At 50.7% G+C, this 19,111-nt stretch carries 18 protein-coding genes; 7 read left to right on the forward strand and 11 right to left on the reverse strand.

Annotated elements, in window-relative coordinates; genetic code table 11:
• Positions 1-158 precede the first annotated feature (158 nt).
• On the reverse strand, positions 159-1,181 hold the full coding sequence (locus Q1A54_RS14880) for a YihY/virulence factor BrkB family protein (protein WP_196116383.1): 1,023 nt from the start codon (positions 1,179-1,181) through the stop codon (positions 159-161).
• A 165-nt stretch (positions 1,182-1,346) separates the two neighbouring features.
• On the opposite strand from Q1A54_RS14880, the gene gltX reads away from it, so the two are divergent.
• The 5 genes from gltX to Q1A54_RS14905 all read left to right on the forward strand — a co-directional run bounded on the left by gltX (position 1,347) and on the right by Q1A54_RS14905 (position 4,876).
• On the forward strand, positions 1,347-2,888 hold the full coding sequence (gene gltX, locus Q1A54_RS14885; protein ID WP_196116385.1) for a glutamate--tRNA ligase: 1,542 nt from the start codon (positions 1,347-1,349) through the stop codon (positions 2,886-2,888).
• Between the two features lie 135 nt (positions 2,889-3,023).
• The gene (locus tag Q1A54_RS14890; protein WP_299989809.1) at positions 3,024-3,392 is read left to right on the forward strand and encodes a hypothetical protein; all 369 of its coding nucleotides are present in this window, start codon (positions 3,024-3,026) and stop codon (positions 3,390-3,392) included.
• A 44-nt stretch (positions 3,393-3,436) separates the two neighbouring features.
• Positions 3,437-4,204: a TIGR00266 family protein gene (locus tag Q1A54_RS14895; protein WP_299989812.1), complete on the forward strand. Its 768-nt coding sequence runs from the start codon at positions 3,437-3,439 to the stop codon at positions 4,202-4,204.
• A gap of 54 nt (positions 4,205-4,258) precedes the next feature.
• Entirely contained in the window at positions 4,259-4,633 is a 375-nt protein-coding gene (locus Q1A54_RS14900; protein WP_299989815.1) for a hypothetical protein, read from the forward strand.
• A 39-nt stretch (positions 4,634-4,672) separates the two neighbouring features.
• Complete coding sequence (locus Q1A54_RS14905) at positions 4,673-4,876, forward strand: hypothetical protein (protein ID WP_299989818.1); 204 nt, start codon at positions 4,673-4,675, stop codon at positions 4,874-4,876.
• A gap of 105 nt (positions 4,877-4,981) precedes the next feature.
• Here the strand turns inward: Q1A54_RS14905 and Q1A54_RS14910 are convergent, their stop codons facing one another.
• Together Q1A54_RS14910 and lptB are read right to left on the reverse strand one after the other, a co-directional pair.
• Complete coding sequence (locus Q1A54_RS14910; RefSeq protein WP_299990328.1) at positions 4,982-6,481, reverse strand: GH3 auxin-responsive promoter family protein; 1,500 nt, start codon at positions 6,479-6,481, stop codon at positions 4,982-4,984.
• Positions 6,482-6,594: 113 nt separating this feature from the next.
• A complete protein-coding gene (lptB, locus tag Q1A54_RS14915; RefSeq protein ID WP_196116392.1) occupies positions 6,595-7,326 on the reverse strand; it encodes an LPS export ABC transporter ATP-binding protein in 732 nt (243 codons plus the stop codon).
• 200 nt (positions 7,327-7,526) lie between these two features.
• Here lptB and Q1A54_RS14920 point away from each other — a divergent pair, with 200 nt between their 5' ends.
• Positions 7,527-8,390 carry a GH25 family lysozyme gene (locus tag Q1A54_RS14920; protein ID WP_299989821.1) on the forward strand — a complete coding sequence of 288 codons (864 nt, stop codon included), beginning with the start codon at positions 7,527-7,529 and terminating at the stop codon, positions 8,388-8,390.
• A 73-nt stretch (positions 8,391-8,463) separates the two neighbouring features.
• The gene (locus Q1A54_RS14925) at positions 8,464-8,748 is read left to right on the forward strand and encodes a hypothetical protein (RefSeq protein ID WP_299989824.1); all 285 of its coding nucleotides are present in this window, start codon (positions 8,464-8,466) and stop codon (positions 8,746-8,748) included.
• Positions 8,749-8,800: 52 nt separating this feature from the next.
• On the opposite strand, the gene recJ is transcribed toward Q1A54_RS14925, so the two are convergent.
• From recJ to Q1A54_RS14965, 8 genes are all read right to left on the reverse strand, one after another.
• Positions 8,801-10,516, reverse strand: coding sequence for a single-stranded-DNA-specific exonuclease RecJ (recJ, locus tag Q1A54_RS14930; RefSeq protein ID WP_299989826.1), 1,716 nt, complete (start codon positions 10,514-10,516; stop codon positions 8,801-8,803).
• A gap of 314 nt (positions 10,517-10,830) precedes the next feature.
• On the reverse strand, positions 10,831-12,666 hold the full coding sequence (locus Q1A54_RS14935) for a tetratricopeptide repeat protein (protein WP_299989829.1): 1,836 nt from the start codon (positions 12,664-12,666) through the stop codon (positions 10,831-10,833).
• 140 nt (positions 12,667-12,806) lie between these two features.
• Positions 12,807-14,912 carry a peptidylprolyl isomerase gene (locus Q1A54_RS14940; protein WP_299989831.1) on the reverse strand — a complete coding sequence of 702 codons (2,106 nt, stop codon included), beginning with the start codon at positions 14,910-14,912 and terminating at the stop codon, positions 12,807-12,809.
• A 74-nt stretch (positions 14,913-14,986) separates the two neighbouring features.
• Entirely contained in the window at positions 14,987-16,285 is a 1,299-nt protein-coding gene (locus Q1A54_RS14945) for a hemolysin family protein (protein ID WP_299989834.1), read from the reverse strand.
• 13 nt (positions 16,286-16,298) lie between these two features.
• Positions 16,299-16,472 carry a hypothetical protein gene (locus Q1A54_RS14950; protein ID WP_155800937.1) on the reverse strand — a complete coding sequence of 58 codons (174 nt, stop codon included), beginning with the start codon at positions 16,470-16,472 and terminating at the stop codon, positions 16,299-16,301.
• Entirely contained in the window at positions 16,472-17,008 is a 537-nt protein-coding gene (lptC, locus tag Q1A54_RS14955; protein WP_196116406.1) for an LPS export ABC transporter periplasmic protein LptC, read from the reverse strand. Before lptC ends, Q1A54_RS14950 begins: the two co-directional genes overlap by 1 nt.
• Positions 17,009-17,102: 94 nt before the next feature.
• A complete protein-coding gene (locus Q1A54_RS14960; protein ID WP_196116408.1) occupies positions 17,103-18,398 on the reverse strand; it encodes a hypothetical protein in 1,296 nt (431 codons plus the stop codon).
• Positions 18,391-19,110, reverse strand: coding sequence for a type III pantothenate kinase (locus Q1A54_RS14965; protein WP_299989839.1), 720 nt, complete (start codon positions 19,108-19,110; stop codon positions 18,391-18,393). The genes Q1A54_RS14960 and Q1A54_RS14965 overlap by 8 nt, the downstream gene beginning before the upstream one ends.
• Between the last annotated feature and the right edge of the window lies 1 nt (position 19,111).

Genomic DNA, 19,111 nt, shown 5'->3' on the forward strand with positions numbered 1-19,111 from the left:
CCTGTAAGGGACTTGCACCCTCTGGAATAATATGATACCTTTAGTATCAGGTGCCCATACTGGGCGCACACCACACCTGAACTTTAGCTGCGCCACAGTTTAGCCCAGCCGTTGGTTACGACTCACCACCTGCTATACCAGCACGTTGTACCTCCCTCTCAAATCCCCTCCCCCATTGACTTATCATGTTCATCTGACTTGGCAGCTTCCTTCGCTTCCTCTTCCCCATAAATGTCCTTGGTAAACTTACCCGGCTCAGCATTCACGGCCGTATGGCCTACTTCTATTTCCTGCCGGATGAAGCGCACGGCATACTCAGCGGGATAAATGTTGAAGCCGTATTTGCGGGAGTAAACAAACGTGAACACAGCCCCGAAAAAGATGATCTGAGAGGTATAGAACACCCACAGCAGGATCACAATAACCGAACCGGCCGCTCCATAAATGGACGTAATGTTGCTCGTGCCCAGGTATAGCCCGATGATTTCGCGACCAATGGCGAACAGCAAAGAGGTAACCAGCGCTCCCACCCATACGTCGCGCCACCTTATTTTGGCGTCGGGCAGAAAGCGATAGATACAGCCGAACATAAAGGTCATGAGCAGAAAGCCTGACACCAGATTGACACCCCGCAGCACATACACAAACCAGCCCGCCAGCCGTGCCGCCAGGAAATCGCCGATGGCCACCAGTATGGTATTGGCCAGCAACGATACGATGAGCAGAATGGCAATGGCCAGAATCATGGCAAAGGACAGGAAGCGGTCAAGAATCAGCTTAACGTAGCCGCGCTTTGGGGCTGGTCGCACGTACCATACTTCGTTGAGCGAGTCCTGCAGCGAAACAAACACACCCGTAGCCGCTATGAAAAGTGTGAAAACGATGACAACAGTGGCGAGGTTAAAATCGGTGATATCGTTGATGCTCTCGACCATGCGCTGTACCGCAAAAGCCGCCTCCGAGCCAACCATCTCTCTGATCTGATAGTAGATTTCCCCTGAAACAGCTTGTTCACCAAAGAAGTATCCGGTGGCGTTGATGATGATCAGCAGAATAGGCGGCAGCGCGAAGATGGTATAGTAAGCCAAAGCAGCCCCCTTCTGGAAGGAGTTGTTCTCAATAAACTCAAGGCTGGTTTCTTTAAGCAGGCACCAGATATTTTTGAGCGTTTGGCGGGGCATGGAGTCGTGTTTGGCCTTGTCTTAAACTGATACGCAAATCAAATGTTATGTTTGTGCAGGCTCTTATCAAAGCTACAGGGCAGAGAAAGCAACACCTTACCGAAACGAGAATTTATTTTGTACCTTTGTGGCATCATTTGCAATGCCTTTTTGAAATAACCATACATGGAAAGAGAAGTTAGAGTACGCTTTGCCCCGAGCCCGACAGGGCCTCTCCATATCGGCGGTGTTCGCACGGCCCTTTACAACTTTTTGCTTGCCAAGAAAACCGGCGGCAAAATGATCCTGCGCATCGAGGACACAGACCAGAACCGTTTTGTGCCAGGTGCTGAAGATTATATCCGTGAGTCGCTGGAGTGGTGCGGCATTGAGCTGGACGAGAGCCCATGGAACGGTGGCCCTTACGCCCCATACCGCCAGTCGGAGCGCAAGCCGATGTACATGCAGTACGCCATGCAGCTGATCGAGAGCGGCCATGCTTACTACGCTTTTGATACGGCTGAGGAGCTGGACGAAATGCGTGAGCGCCTGAAAGCTGCCAAAGTAGCTACGCCGCAATACAACGCCATCACCCGCATGACGATGAAAAACTCGCTCACCCTACCAGAGGATGAAGTGAAGCGTCGTCTGGAGTCAGGCGACCCGTATGTGATCCGTCTGAAAGTGCCGCGCAAAGAAGAAGTGCGTCTGAAAGACCTTATTCGCGGCTGGGTAATGGTACACTCTTCTGCCATCGATGATAAAGTACTGATGAAGTCGGACGGTATGCCGACGTACCACCTGGCCAACATCGTGGATGACCACCTGATGCAGATCACACACGTGATCCGTGGTGAGGAGTGGTTGCCATCGGCGCCGCTGCACGTGTTGCTGTACCGCTACCTGGGCTGGGAAGACACCATGCCAGAGTTTGCGCACCTGCCGCTGTTGCTCAAGCCTGACGGCAACGGCAAACTGAGCAAGCGTGACGGCGACAAGCTGGGCTTCCCGGTGTTCCCGCTTCGCTGGGAGGATCCGTTCTCAGGCGAAATATCTTCCGGATACCGTGAGGCGGGCTACATTCCGGAAGCATTCATTAACTTCCTTGCTTTCCTGGGCTGGAACCCCGGCACGCAGCAGGAGATCTTCTCGATGGAGGAGCTGGCAAATGAATTCACGATCGAGCGTATCGGCAAGTCCGGTACCCGTTTTGATATACAGAAAGCACGTTGGTTCAACGAGCAATACCTGCGCGCCAAACCAGACGCTGAACTGGCAGGCTACCTGCTGAAGGCATTGGAAGAGCATGGCATTACGTGCTCACCTGAGAAAGCCGAGAAGATTGCCGGTCTGATGAAAGAGCGTGTAAGTTTCCCGCAGGAGTTCTGGCGTGAGGCGGCTTATTTCTTCGTGGCTCCTACTGAGTACAGCGAGAAAGTGGCATCCAAGAAGTGGAACAGCCAGGCTGTGGCCGTTTTCACTGATTTCCGCAACGAACTGTCTACCCTGAGCGACTTCAACGCCGACACAGTGAAGGACTTGCTGGTAAGCATCCTGGAGCGTCACGGCATGAAGATCGGTATGGTGATGCAGGCGCTTCGTCTGGCTGTGACAGGAGCTGAGGCTGGACCTGACCTGATGCAGATCATTGAGGTAATTGGCCGTGAGGAAACACAGAACCGTATAGACGCGGCCATCAGTGCCCTGAGTCAGTACGCAACAGCTTAGGCTATACCGTATACCTGAACATAAGCGGCTACTCCGAAGGGGATAGCCGCTTTTTTTATACCTCCCCGCTATACCTGCCTGTAACTATTTAGCCGTTTCGCCTTATACTTCAGTGAGAACTATGAAGACCAGATTATGGCTAAGAATAAAAAAGAGAACAAAAGCTCTAAGAAGAAAACGCGGGTGCACAAAGACCTCGAGGGTTTTGAGATCAAAGTGAACCAGCAGGGCGAGATCATGTCGAACTACTCTATCGATCAGATCAATGAATTTCTGAACAAGAATGTGGAAGACAAAAAACTGGTAAAGCGGGATGCCGCTGAGAAGGCAAAAAAAGAGGAAGAAGAGTTTCATATTGAGGAGGGCGAGGAAGTAGAGGAAACCGACGAGGACTTCGTGAAAGGCACCAGCTCCGTTTCGGACGACGAGGACGTCAAAGACCTGCCGAAGGCCCGTCGAAAAAAAGGTCGTGGAGATGAGGACGAGGACGATGAAGAGGATTAGATAATTTACTATCTTGTCTATCTGAACATCAAGTCCTAAAAACTATGAGAAACGCACACGAAATCGACTTCCGCATTTTCGGTAATGACATACAGGTACTCGAAATCGAACTCGATCCCAACGAAACGGTTATAGCCGAGGCCGGCGCCATGGTATACATGGAAGAAGGCATCGACTTTCAAACAAAAATGGGAGATGGCTCTAATCCGAGCCAAGGCTTTCTGGGCAAACTGGTTTCGGCTGGCAGCCGCCTGATCACGGGTGAGTCGCTGTTTATGACTCACTTTACACACCGTGGCTATGGCAAGAGCCGGGTGGCTTTTTCGGCCCCTTACCCCGGCACCATCCTCCCCCTCGACCTGCAGCAGCTCAGTGGCAATACCCTAATTGCGCAAAAAGATGCTTTTCTGGCAGCGGCTTTAGGAACAAAGCTGGCCATGCACTTCAACCAGAAGTTGGGTTCCGGCTTCTTCGGTGGTGAGGGTTTCATTCTGCAGCGACTCTCAGGTGATGGTTTAGCCTTTCTGCATGCAGGTGGTACCATTGTAGAGAAAGAACTAAACAACGAGACCCTCCGCGTGGATACAGGCTGTGTGGTAGCCTTTGAACAAGGTATAGACTTTAGCGTTCAGCGAGCCGGTGGACTCAAGTCCATGATCTTCGGCGGCGAAGGCATTTTCCTGGCCACATTGCGCGGCACTGGTCGAGTGTGGTTACAGTCTATGCCTGTGAAGAAGCTGATCGAAGCGCTAATGCCACATGGTGAGAATGCCAAGAAGGAAGGCGGCTTTATGAGTAGCTTTCTGGAGTAAGGGGTAATTAATAATGAGTAATGATGAATGAGTAATTTTTGGGAGCCCTTATAAATGGAAATACATCATAAGTTGGAAAAACGAGGGGGTAAAGTACTTCCTTATACTTACTTCATCGGGTTAGCTGCATTCTGGTTCTTCGGGGACCTAATTGCCATACAGCGCTTCAGTTTTATTGCCCTCGGCATTATGGTCACTCTTGCTATTCAGGTATTATGGCAGAATAAAGTCGCCGGCACCTGTCTGGGCTTATTCGCTTCAGCAGTCAGCTTTGTAGCTTTTTTAGCGACTTTATCAGAGTTTAATGATTTTGAAGTTGTTACCCAAAGTGCTATTCATCTGATAGTGGTTGGCTCTGTACTTTCACTGTGCGGGCTTGCCATGGGGCTTGTATTGACAGTCACAAATATCAGAAAGTTGTCAATTTAATTATTAGATTCACTAATCCAGACAGAAAAGAAGCACAAGATGACCTTAGAAATAAAGAATACCTGGAACAGCCTGAACCGTGTGTTGACTATTATTAACCTCGTTCTATTGATGGTGTTAACGGCGCAGGGCTTTGACTACAAAAAGGTGAAAGGCAAAACGGTACCCGTATACCTGAATGTGGCACTTCTGTTGGTATTGGGCTTCGCTGTGTCAGTAACGATTTACGGATTGCTTAGATAGCGGCTATACCTGAGGTATAGGCTAGACGTGAAAATGCCCGGCAGGATATACCTACCGGGCATTTTTATTATCATTTCGAACGCTGCTGAGAAATCACAGGAGCGTTTAATTCTTCACGTTCGCTAAGCCGCTAACCTCCATTATCTCCTCCAGATACTCCCGCGTATTGCTGAGCCTTGGCACCTTGTGCTGACCGCCGAGCTTGCCTTTTTTGCTGAGCCAGTTCATGAAAGTGCCTTTCGGGGCGGCATGCACGGTGGGTTCCTGTAGGGCGATGTCGTTCTGGCGCTTGGCGTCGTAGTCGGAATTGATCTCGCGTAGGGTTTCGTCCAGCACTTGGGTGAAGCGGGGCAGGTTGTCGGGTTCTTTCTCGAACTCAATCAGCCATTCGTGGCCGCCACGCTTGCCGCTCTGCATGTACACAGGTGCGGCTGTGAAATTCGAGATAATGGCGCCAGTTGCTTCGCAGGCCTTTGTAATAGCTACTTCAGCATTCTCCACGATCACTTCTTCGCCAAAGGCGTTGATGAAGTGCTTCGTGCGGCCTGATATCTTGATGCGGTATGGACTGAGGTTGGTGAAGCGTACCGTATCGCCGATCTTGTAGCGCCACAGACCGGCATTGGTCGAGATTACGATGGCATAGTTCTTACCCAGTTCTACCTGATCCAGCGTAAGTGTTTTGGGGTTTTCCTCCTCGAACTGGTCCATCGGGATGAACTCGTAGTACACGCCATAGTCCAACATCAGCAGCATCTCGTCTTCCGTGTCGCGCTGGTCCTGTATACCAAAGAAGCCTTCGGAGGCATTGTATACCTCCAGGTAGTGCATCTGAGCAGAAGGGATGATCTCTTTGAACAACTGCCGGTAAGGCCCAAAAGCCACAGCTCCGTGTGTGAAGAGCTCCAGGTTCGGCCATACCTCCAGGATGTTCTTTTTGCCTGTCACTTCCAGGATGCGCTTCAGGAGCACGTAAGTCCAGGTCGGCACACCGCTCAGGCTGGTCACGTTCTCCAGTACGGTTACCTCCACCATCTTCTCGATCTTCTCCTCCCACTTGTCCATCAAGGCTACTTTGAGCGGTGGCGTGCGCATGGCCTCGGCCCAGATCGGCAGGTTCTGCATGATCACCGCTGACACGTCGCCGCAGGAGGTCTTGGCATTGAACTCGTTAGGATGATGCGTGCCTCCGATAGAGAGGCCCTTACCTGTGAAAAGCTTAGTGTCAGGGTAGTTGTTGACGTAGAGAGAGAGCATGTCTTTGCCGCCCTTGTAATGGCAGTCTTCCAGCGACTCCGAACTGACAGGTATAAACTTGCTGCGGGCGTTGGTAGTGCCTGAGGATTTGGCGAACCATTCAATCTTGCTTGGCCACAGAATGTTCTGTTCGCCCTTCATCACCCGCTCTATGTAAGGATACAGATCTTCGTAAGTCGCAATCGGCACACGCTCCTGGAAGGTCTTCACCGACTTTATATCGCCGAAGCCATACTTCTTGCCAAACTCCGTGCCTTTCGCCGTACTGATCAGGTCCTGAAACAGCTCGTTCTGCACTTCATGCGGGTATTTCCGAAACAGATCAATGTCATGAATCCGCTTCTTCATCACCCACGTCACGATAGAATTGATTATCTCCAAAGTATAATGGCTAAAGGTTTAAACTGCTTTTCCTATCACTGAACTTGCAAACATTAGCCTTGTAATATACTTATTCCAGACTAAATCTTCCGTTTTAATTCAAAGTGTTTTCCGAGGTATACGCGGCGTACTTGTTCGTCGGCAGCCAGTTCTTCGGCCGTACCTGACTTCAGGATCTTGCCCTCAAACAGCAGGTAAGCGCGGTCGGTGATGGAAAGGGTTTCGTTTACGTTGTGGTCCGTGATCAGGATGCCGATATTTTTGCTCTTGAGCTTGGCCACGATGCTCTGGATTTCCTCTACCGCAATTGGGTCTACACCGGCGAAGGGTTCATCCAACAGTACGAACTTGGGATCTACAGCCAGGGCGCGGGCAATTTCGGTACGGCGGCGTTCACCACCTGATAGCACAATGCCTTTGTTTTTGCGTACGTGCGTCAGCGAGAACTCTTCCAGTAGCTCCTCTACCTTCTCCAGTTGCTCCTTCTTCGGGCGATTGGTCATCTCCAGTGGGGCCAGGATGTTTTCCTCTACTGTCAGTTGCCGGAACACTGAGGCCTCCTGTGCCAGGTAGCCTACGCCGCGCTTGGCACGCTGGTACATCGGCAGATCTGTGATATCTTCTTTGTCCAAGTATATCCGGCCTTCATTCGGCTTCACAAGGCCTACAATCATATAAAACGAAGTCGTCTTACCAGCACCGTTCGGTCCCAGCAACCCGACGATCTCGCCTTGGTTTACTTCCACGCTTACGTCATTCACGACCATGCGCGACTTATATTTTTTATATAGATTTTCGGCTCTTAGTATCATGGGGCTAATTTAAGCATTCTTGACCCGTCCTGCAATGCAGTAATCCTGCCAAGTTTTATACCTGTCCGGAGCAGGTATAACAGCAGATGCACTTTCCGATATATTCAAAAAATTAAATTTTATAAATGAAATTTTTCTGAGCAAGCCGTTGTTAGTGTCGCGTCTTCTTATTAGTTTGGAATTCCGATTAACCAGCCTTTATGATGTTTTCTTTACTTTACCTGGCCGCCCACAAGATGGCTTATTCTGGCTTATTGCTCTCGTTGCTGTTTACCGGTCTTCCTTCTGGAAATTCCGATAATACAAAAAACAACGGTGCCACAGCCAAAAGCACAGGGGCTACCACCAAAACCACGCTGATCACCTCTTCAAGCCTGAAGGGTATAGACGTATCAAAGTGGCAGAAAGAGGTGGATTGGGACCAGGTGCGGGACGCGGGCGTGTCGTTTGCGTTTGTAAAGGCAACACAGGACGACTACAGGTTGGACCCATACTTTGCCCGCAACTGGGAGGAAACGAAGCGTGTAGGCATCAAGCGCGGTGCTTATCACTTCTTTATACCTGCCGCTCCGGTGCAGGGCCAGATCGAGATGTTCATCAACACAGTGGAACTGCAAGAAGGTGACCTGCCTCCTGTATTGGATGTGGAAGTAATTGAAAAGCATACCTCTCCCGCAGACATGCGAAAAAACATGCGCATCTGGCTCGAAGCCGTTACAGCGCACTATGGTGTAAAACCCATCATCTACACCAATCAGAATTTCTACCGCCGCTGGCTGCAGGGTCATTTCAAGGACTATCATTTCTGGATTGCCCGCTATAACACCATTGAGCCCGACATTCACCACGAAGACAAGTGGCTTTTCTGGCAGTATACCGACACGGGCAAGCTGGCAGGCATAAATGCTGCTATCGATCTAAACTATTTTGCAGGCGATATGAACAGCCTAAACCTGATGTGCGTGCCTCCTAAGCTCATACCATACCCTGAGAAGGTGATATTAACCGAGCTTGAGCAACTGCCTGCCGTCAAGCTTCTGGCAAACAACATCGATGAACCGTAACATATAAAACGGGCGCTGCCATCACACTGCAGCGCCCGTTTTAAGTTTTATAGGTCTTTTGTAACTTGGGTTAATGAAAACAGGATTTGCTTCTGTGTTGATCGGCTTGATCGGGCTAGCCCTGATTACCTATTTCTACTATCAGGCTGAAGAGAGCCAGGTAGACCTGGGTGATATGCAGCACACTGTGGTAAGCTATCCCCTGAGCTTCCCTATGGCAATGTCGCTGTTTGCAGTGGAAGCAATGGGTCTTATACTTGGCTATTTCGCCTTCAGGCGCCGGTATGTCAAGCTGGGGTTATCAGGTATAGGGCTGTGCGCGCTTTGCCTGATTCTTCTATATGGGTACGCATTTTAAAGTCAGGCTAAGCCTCTCCTTATACCTGAGATAGGTACGACTCTCCTCTTTACTACTTCAACATCCGGATGTCCTTAATGCGTAGCTGCAGCGTCACATTTCCTCTGAACTCGTTTTCTTCTATGGTGTAGCACACATCAAAGGGTATACCTTTCGAGATGAACTTGAAGTAGTCGCCAAAGCCGAAGCCGATGGCATCGATGTCGTAGAAGCCGTCCTGTGTCAGGCGCAGCTTCAAGTGACTGTCACCAACTACACGTACCGCGCCTGTATCGTACACACATTCCGACACAAACACAGGCTTCATGTTGCCCGGTCCAAAAGGCTCCATCTGCTTCACGATGTTGTAGAAGTTCTGGGTGATCTGATTGAGTCTGATCTTCGCATCTACTTCTATCTGCGGAATTTTTTGGTCTTCGGTAATGGTGCGGGACACGACCTCCTCAAAGCGCTGTCTGAAGGCTGGCACGTTTTCTACAGGCAGTGTAAGGCCTGCCGCATACATATGGCCCCCGAACTGGTCGAGCAGGTCTGAGCAGCTCTCAATGGCATCGTGCACGTTGAAGCCATGCACCGAACGGGCCGAGCCAGAAGCCTTGCCATTAGATTGCGTCAGGATGATCGTAGGGCGGTAGTAGTGATCGATGCAGCGCGATGCCACAATTCCAATCACACCTTTGTGCCAGTTTTCCTTGTAGAGTACCGTAGAGTTGGCGTTGCGCAGAAACTCGTCCTCGGCAATCATCTGCAGCGCCTCTTTGGTGATATTCGAGTCTTTGTCGCGGCGCTCTTTGTTGGATTCGTTGATGATGTCGGCCATCTCAAAGGCCTCTGCCTTGGTCTGGGCCAGCAGCATCCGCACAGATCGCTTCGCATCGCCCATACGTCCGGCTGCATTGATGCGGGGCGCAAAGCCGAACACGACACTAGTAATGTCCATATCCCCGGTTATACCTGCCAGTTCCTTCAGTGCTGCCAACCCCGGACGCAACGGTCCTGGTCCGTTTATCAGCTGCAGGCCAAAGTAAGCCAGAATACGGTTCTCGCCCGTGATCGGCACAATGTCGGCCGCGATACTCACCACCAGCAGGTCGAGCAGCTTAAATGCCTCTTCCTGCGGGATACCTTGCTGAAAGCAAAAGGCCTGTATCAGTTTAAAGCCAACGCCACAGCCAGAGAGTTCTTTGTAAGGGTATGGGCAATCAATCTGTTTCGGATCCAGTACGGCCACCGCCTGCGGGATATCCTCGTCGGGCAGGTGGTGATCGCAGATGATGAAGTCTATACCTAACGATCTGGCATAAGCTACTTTGTCGGCCGACTTGATGCCACAGTCGAGGCTGATGATAAGCGAAAAGCCTTGCTCAGCGGCATAGTCTATACCTTGCGTGGATACGCCGTAGCCTTCCTTATACCTGTCGGGGATGTAATATTCGAGTTGGCCGGGTTGGGTAAGTGAATGCAGGAAGCTATACATAAGCGCCACTGAGGTGGTGCCATCTACGTCGTAGTCGCCGTAAACCAGTATGCGCTCGGAACGATGCAGTGCCTCCACTATGCGGTCGACGGCAAGTTGCATGTCCTTCATCAGGAAAGGGTCGTGCAGATCAAGCAGGCTGGGGCGGAAAAAGGCTTTTGCTTCCTCGAATGTACAGATAGAGCGCTGGCACAATACATCGGCCAGTGTGGTGCTGATCCGGAGCGACTCGGCCAATTGATTAATTGCCTCCGGCGCTACGCTTTTATTGTATACCCACCTTTTCTCCATATGCTGCTTCACAAATAAACCCGAAGCAAAGGTAGTCATTTTACACAGGATTTGGGTCCGTCACAGCCCATTGCACAGCACCTTTCCGCTATTTTTTGTAATTTGCAGCTCCACAATACCCCAGATCATGAAACGCCTCAGAGAAATTTATGAGCAGTATAAGAACTACTCGCTCGACCTGATCATGTATGGATTCTTCATCCTCTTCATCCTGATCCTGTTTATTTTCTTTTCATAGCAACGTGCCTATACGCACTTACCTGTAGCGTATACCTGGTCAGATCAGGTATAGCCCAGGATCAAATCAGTATCCGCTAGTTCACTACAGGCGCGTCGCCACGAAGCTTCCGGAAGCGCTTGCGTGCCTCAGCCACATAAATGCTGCCCTGGTGCTTCACCAGAAACTCGTTGTATAACTCCTGTGCCTTCTGCGTGTCTTGCAGGCTCTCTTCATAGATATAAGCCATACGGTACAGGGCATCATCGCTCAGAATATCGGCGGGAGCACTCACCACTTTCTCCAGGCTCGCAATGGCTTTGTCAAATGCTCCAGTGCGCTCGTAGATGCTGGCTTTGCGAAAATGAATCTCATCGGTCAGGCTGTGGCCCGGGAACTTCTGCAGCATGGCATCCAACCTGTTTTGCGCCTCGTCCAGCTTGTTCTGGAAGACGAGCAGTTCGATGGCCGCATATTCTTCCATCGCCACAGTAGAGGTGTCCAGGCCGGTGTTGTCGGTGATGAGCAGGCTCAGGTCCATGGCGTCATTGGCGATTTCGCGGCTAGTGGCCAGCTTCAGGATGTCGAGGTGCGCCTGTGCCAGTTCGAAGTCGCCTTTGTAATAGTTAAGCCGGGCGTTGCGCAGCTTCGCCTCGTGCCCGATCGGCGTCTCCTTGTGCGATTTCTCTACCTGCGAGTACAGCAGGGTCGATTCCCAGGGCTCTCCTTTCAGCAGGTATATATCGCCCAGCGTGAGCTTACTCTCAGCTACAAAGTCGGGCTTAGCCCGTGGCGTTTTGATAGCCTCATGCAGCAACTCAATAGCTTTGTCCTTTTCATCCAGGTGAAAGGCATACAAATTCGCCATGTGCTGCAATACTTCTACCGTCTGGGCATTGCGTCCCACTTCAGCCAGCAGCGCTTCATAGTCTGATATCAGTGCCCTGATCTTGTCCAGGTCAACCGGGAAAGTATTTTCTACCTGCTCTTCGCGGGCGTTTATCAGTCGCTGCCTGGCGATCAGGTAGTAAGGACCGTCCGGGTATTCTTTGATAATGTACTCATAGGCTTCGATGGCACCCTGGTAGTCATTGTTGCGGGCACTGATAGCACCCAGCTCCATCACACGGGTACCGCCGCTGCGCGTGCGCTTGTCCACGGAGCGGGCCTGCAGCAGGGCGCTGTAGAAGTCACGACGCTGGATGTAGAGCCAGATAAGCAGTTCGTTGTAAGCCAGCAGGTCGGGATTTTGCTGTACCCGGGTAATCAATTCTTTCTCCAGCGCATCAAAGGCCTTCTCGTCCTGCATGCTGTTCTGCAGCATGTTCTGCACATAGATCAGATCACTTTCGTTTTCCTGCAACAGGTTAAGCGCCTCTCCGATCAGGTTCTCGTGCTTCTGCCGGAAGGTATAGAGCGCTATGAGCGAACGGTTGTGCTCATAAGGATTTTTACTCAACTCACGGCCGCGCAGGTAGGCTCTCTCTGCGTGGTCAAACAGCTCGTGCTGCACAAATACGCTGGCTGCAGCTACCACCTCCTCTTGCTTGAGCTGTGCGATCAGTTTGTCGAAGTGCTTTTCCGCAGCTGCCTTGTCGCCGGACGCCTGGTATACGATGCCTAAGTCTATGTTGTAGTTCACCTGTCCCGGATAGCGCTTGATGGTGCGCTTCACCAGCTTCTCAGCCTCTTTGTGGTTATTCTGCGCCAGCAGGGTTTTCAGGTAGTCAGGGTATACCGTATGGAATAGGCGTTCGTCGTTGATCAGTTTGCTGTAGATGGTCTCGGCTTTCTGGTACTCTCCTTTGCTGAGGTACTCCCGTGCCAGCGCCAGTTCCTGGTTCTGCGCCATAGAAAAGGGCACTGCCAGCACCACGAACAGGAGCACAAACAGCAGGCGCGACAAATAGGTATGAACAGGTATAAGCATCATCTATTACAACGTGTAAGCGGTCTTTTTGATATGGGCATATCACCCGAAAATGAAGATAGCCAATAATTTTCGTTTGGCCATAAACAGAAAAGGGCCGCTCCTCCCGGAACAGCCCTTTTCGTATACTTATTGTGCAGGTCTTAGAAGAATCTTACACGGTTGTCTTTGATGTCAGCTTTCTCTTTGATCGCCTCAAACGCGTTGGTTTCTACGCGCGATGTGCGGGTGTTTACCAGCTGCGTCTTCACGCCGGAAAGATCCTGTGCATCCGGAGCATTAGTCAGGTTGATCAACTCAACAACTACTACACCACCTTGTCCTTCGATAGGAGCAGTACGGCTGCCTGGCTTCAAGCCAAACGCTCTACCGATCGCTACTGGCTCCAGGCCCAGGCCAGGTATAGCACCAGAAGCAAGCGATACTTCCTCAGCGTCTCTGATGATCGCATCCGGACCGTAGTTAGCAGCAATCTGGTCTAATGAACCCGACGCGCCTTTCAGCTTCGCGATGATTTGCTGTGCTTTCACCTCGTTACGAACGGCGGCAGTCAGCTCTTCTTTCACGTCCTCAATCTTGGCATAGCCTTTCTCGCGCTTGCCAGTCAAAGTAGCAATTACGTACTGGTCGTTGATCTCGAACACAGGTGATACATCACCTACTGATGTGTCTTTTGAGTAAGCCCAGCGTACCAGTTCTCTGGCATTGCTCAGGTTACCTACCAACACGTTGTTTTTGCCTACGTTAGCAGCCTCTTCTACAGAAAGGGCTTCGTTTTTCTTCACGTTCTCTCTGAACTCCTGCGTTGAGCCACTGGTACCAGCCAGTTCGTCAGCCATTGCATAAGCCTGGTCACGGGTAGCATCGCTGGCGTCAAGTGAGCGCTGTACGGCAGCCACTTTGTAAGTACGCTTCGACTTAGGAGCCGTTATATTAATGATGTGGTAGCCATACTCTGTTTCAACCGGAGCTGGAAGCAGGCCTTCAGCTGTAGCGCCAAACACAGCTTTTTCAAAAGCTGGCACCATGCGGCCTTCTGTGAAGTAACCCAGGTCACCTCCAGTAGCAGCTGTTCCGTCAGAACCATGCTGAGCAGCCATAGCCGCGAAGTCAGCACCGTTTCTGATCTGCGTCTGGATGTCTTTTGCCTTGGCAAGGGCTGCCTGCTTAGCCTCAGGAGAATCGTTCTCTGGCTTGATCAGGATGTGGCTGGCACGGGCAGTGTTTACGCTACCATCTCTGATATCCATAATCTTGTACAAAGCATAGGTATCGCCATTGTTGTATGGTCCGTATACCTTGCCTTCTTCAAGCGGTGCGATTTCGTGCAGTTGCTCAGGCAACTCTGCTGTGTGCAGATAAGTGCCGTCGTATGGCAGGTCTGAATGCGTGTTCACGAAAGCCGAGTCATTGGTAGAGGCTGTGAACTGCGCTGTCAGGTCTTTCAACTCCTCCTGGAAGTAGTTCATGTCTTCGGTAGAAGCAGCAACCGGAACGGTCACAAACTCCAGCGTACGGCCATCTTCTACTTTGTAAAGCTCTTTGTTGCGCTCGTAGTAGTCTTTCAGCTGCGCGTCTGTCACGCTTACAGCAGAGTCAGCGATCGAGAAGTAAGGAACATACAACACTTTCATGTTTGCGATCGTGTTCTGCGCCTCGAAGTGTTTCTTCGCTTCAGCTGTTGTTACATATACCGACTTGGACAGCAAGTTGCTGTACTTCGTCTGGATGCGGTCGTTGAGAATGCTCTGCTCGAAGTTAACCCACATCGGACGACCACCGGTCTGGTCCAGGTTCTGCAGGTACTGCACCACCTGAGTACGGTCAAACTCACCTGTCTGTGGGTTAGTGAATGCCTGACGAACAGATGGGTGGATGTTGTTACCCTGTACCATATCGGCCAGTTCTTCTTCCGATACCTGAATGCCCAGGCGATCGTACTCTTTCTGCAAGGCGATCTGGAAGATTAGCTGGTTCCAGGCTTGCTCACGCATCATGGCCATTTCGCTCTCGGTGGCAGCACGCTGTACCTGTCCTTCGTATTGGGCCTTGATCTGCTGGAACACCATATCGAAGCGCTGGTAGTCGATTTTCTCACCTGCTATTTCGCCTACGGTAGTCGTATCATTACCTAAAAGTCTGGAGTTTGGCCCTAATAGGTCACCACCTACTACAAATACGCCAAGTCCAATGGCGATAGCGCCAACAGCCCAACCCGACTTTTCTCTAATCTTGTTAATTAATGCCATGTGTTATACGAATGATAAAGGATGTGCAAAATAAGGTTAATCGTGCAAAAATTCAAAATTTTGTGTGCAACTGTTTAAAATACGCCATCTGCCTGTAAGTCTGGATCTTTGAAGAGCTTCACGGCATTGATGCGGTTATCATCCATCGACAGGATCGTGATTGTGAAAGGTCGCAGTTCCACCACATCGCCCGGCTTCGGTATCTCACCCAGTACAGAGAAGATAAGTCCACCCAAGGTTTCAAAGTCCCCTTCCGGCAGGTTGAGCTCGTATTTATCGTTGAGGTAGTCGATCTCGTGGCGGGCGCTCAGCAGGTATAGGTGCTTTGCCGGGAACACTTGCTCAAGCAAGGCTTCGTAGTCGTACTCGTCCTGTATCTCCCCTACGATCTCCTCAATCACGTCCTCCACCGTCACTATGCCTGACGTGCCACCAAATTCGTCCACCACCACCGCCACGGTGCGGTGCTCGGTGCCGAAGCGCAAAAACAACTCGCTGGCCAGCATACTCTCCGGCACCAGACTCACAGGCGACAGGATCTCCCGTATCTGGCGTGGCTGCTGAAACATGGCCAGCTGGTGACAGTAACCAATGATATTGTCAATAGAGTCTTCGTAAACCAATATCTTGGAATGCCCTGTCTGGATAAATGTGTCGCGCAGCAATTCTACCGACTCGTTCACCTCGACCGCCTCTACCTCTGTGCGGGGCACCATGCACTCTTTCACCCGCACTTTTTTAAACTCAAGCGCATTATGAAATATCTCCTGGTTTACCTCCGGAGCTCCCTCCTCTACCGGATTGTACAGCCTGTTCTTGATGTAGGCGTTCAGGTCCGTTACCCCAAACACCGGGTGCTCGTCTGAAAACTCGATCTTCAGTATCCGCTCAGCGATCCATTTGCTCAGACTTACCAGCACGATCACAACAGGGTATAGCAGATAGTGCAGCACCAGCATAGGTATAGCCAGCACATCCAGCATACGGTTTGGGTTAATGGCAAAGAGGCTGCGCGGCAGAAACTCAGCTGTTAGCAGTACGATAACCGAAGCTACCAGCACCTGAAGCAGCAGTATAAGGGGTGCCAGTTGCATTGCAGCTGGCAAAAAGGCCTGAAACAAGGTATAGAGGATACCTGCTATCACGAAGCCATATAGCACCAGCGAGATCACATAGCCGATCAGTGTAGTGCCCATTAGCCTGGCAGGATGCCGGAGCAGGTGCGTCAGGATGCGGCCGGAGAGTACGTTGTTTTTCTCGTCGAGCTCTATCTGCAGCTTATTGGCTGCCGTAAAAGCGATCTCTATACCTGAGAAAAAAGCACAGGCCAGCAGCGCAACAAACAACAACAGTATCTGGTCGGGGTCTATCATAAGATGCTACAGACTATTCGGTCTGTTTCTTCTTGCGGTAATGGTACACGATGTACAGCATAAAGCCGATCATGTAGATCCAGTAATTGCCTGCTATATCAGACTCTTGTATACTTCTGTGCACGCCAATCACCATGGCCACAAAAGCTAACGATAGTAAAATAGTATTAACCAGTTTTTGGTTCATTATTCCTTCAGGCTGAATACGCCCGTCACTTTTTTGATTCTATAATTTGTAAAGTCCTGGTTTGCCTCCAGACCGTGACCCATCAGAATTTCCTCAGGCGTCGTAATCTTAACAAACTTGTCTGTATAGATCTGGGCTTTGGCTTTGTTCCAGTAAAGTTCCTCTGTCTCGAGTTTTTCCTGCTTCTGCAGGTTGTGCACAATCACGTTGCCCCGCACCAGGTATAGGTCCTTGTTTCGCTCCTGCTTGCCGTAGTTGGCCCGCAGCGTAGAGGTCACGCTCTCTCCCTTTTCCAGAAACTCGACATCAATTCCGTCCGGAAAAATCATATCGCCGTTTTCGTAGTCTGCCTGCATGGGTGCCTGCAGCCTGATGAGCACCTTGGCTGAGTCGCTGTAGAGCGTCAGCACATTGGCTGTCTCCCTAAACGGGCCATCATATTTCTTTTCCTGGTCCGGGTCTCTCAGGTCTGTACCGCAAGCAGCTGTCAACATGACCAGCAAAGCGATCAGCACTGAAAAAATAGATCTCGGCATGCTTTTTTACTTATCTAAAGTGAAGATACTAAAAATTAAAAAAGACCGTCGTCAGAACGGCCTGTTTTAATAATGCTTTTAAGGTCGGAATAGTTTACTCTATCCTACGTTTTACAAACCAGCGTGTATTAACTGTCACGCCCGCACCGAACTGAAAGTAGTCCTCAGCGATCAGGCCGTTGTCTGTTGTGCCTCTCTTGCCGTAGCCCATCATTATGTTGAACTGGTAAGGCGGCTCAAAGTAATTGCCTCGCCCGATCGGGAGCGTCAGGCCACCTGTAACAGCCATGTCCTTGATGTTTTCTCCGTTGATGACATACGGGCTCTGGCCATAGCGAAGACCGGCGCGGTAGGTTACGCGCTTCAGGTAGCTGTCGATGGCAGTAGGGTTAGGCGTATACTCTCCGCCCAGGCTGATTTTGTAGCTGTTGCCCATTCTCTGCTCCCCATCCAGGTTGCGGTAGTCAGACCAGTCCTGCATCATAAACTCCGTACCGATGGTCAGGTTAGACCCATTGTCGTAGCTGATGGAAGCGTTCAGACTTGGTGGAACATTCACGGAAGTTTCTACACTGTCAGGCAGCATAGGACTTCCCTTAAGGGCATCTCCCAGGTCACGACGCTCGTAAGCAGACATTCGCTTCGCATTCATGTCCACGCCCAGGGTATAAACTGCACCCGCGCTCAGAAAAGCCTTATCGGCGACTTTCTTACGGTAGTTGGCTCCAGCTCTGAAAAGGAAATCAGTATAACGGGTACGCTCTACATAGGCAACCCGCTCCAGCGAGGTGTTGCTAATGGAGGTATCAGCTACGATGGAAGAAGATTCCTGAGAAATAGTACCAAACAGGTAAGAGGCGCTTGCTCCGATTGTCAGTCCATTCACGATCCGGAAACCATGCCCGAAGTAGATCTCTGAAATCCCGCCTTCGCCGCTGTACTCGTTTATCACAACTGCTTCCTGCCGGTTAGGCAGCGAGCCCATGTTTCTGATGTTATAGTCAACCGAGCTGTAGGGTCTCAGGCTAACGGCTGAGCTCCAGCGCTTGGTAATAGGCACTCCCAGTGTCAGGTAAGACAAGTTGGCATCGCCATCTCGCTGTGACTGGGTCGAGTTTCTGAGGGTTTTATACCTGCCAGCTATACCGACATCAAATACAGTAATGCTGTTGTAGTATAGCAGTGCCGGGTTTGCCGTGTTGGAATGGAAGCTGTTGCCTGTGCTTACGCCCACATCGCCCATGCCTGCCGTTCTTAAGTTACCTAAGTTTGTGTTGAGTTCTCCCAGTCCGTAACGGGAATAAGGCGAGTTACCGATGCTTTGCGCCTGCACGCCCTGCGCCAGGCACAGCACGGATGCGCAAATAAGTAAACGGAGCGTTTTATACATTATGTCTTAATATTCTTTGAAGCCCAATCAGGACCAGTTCAGGAATTACAAAGATGGGGTGTTTTATGGTACTTTCAAAAAATCCTGCGTCTCCTCCACAAAGTATAACCACCAGTTTATCTGATTTTTGGCGATATACGCTGATTATACCTGCCACTTCCGCCACTGTACCGCCCAGCACACCGCTCTCCAGTGACTCCTGCGTGGTCTGCCCGATCAAAGGAAAGTTTTCGTGGATTCCTTGTACTAACGGAAGGCGGCCTGTAAAATTATGCAGCGCCTTGAATTTCATTTGGATGCCGGGTGCTATACCTCCGCCCTGGTAATGACCACGTTCATCAATGAAGTCGTACGTGATCGCCGTACCCGCATCAATGGTCAGGCAATTGCGGCCCGGGAAGAAATAATTTGCCGCCACAGCCGCTGCAATACGGTCTGCCCCAAGCGTCTCCGGTGTTTTGTAATCGTTAGAAACAGGCAGGGCTGTCTGCGCCGAAAGCAATACGATGCTTCCGGACACTGACAGCCCTGCTTGGATCTTTGCTGCGTCAACACTTACTGAGGCGATAATGGCATGGTCAAAGGACTGGGATGCTACCTCTTGCGGTAAACCTTCCTGCTCTTTGAAACTCCCTTGCGAGACAAGGGCATCATCTTCAAAAATGCCGTATTTGCCCCCCGTATTACCGATGTCAATAGCGATGCTGCGCATA

Origin of the sequence: uncultured Pontibacter sp. (genome assembly GCF_947502515.1) — a bacterium.
Lineage (GTDB): Bacteria > Bacteroidota > Bacteroidia > Cytophagales > Hymenobacteraceae > Pontibacter.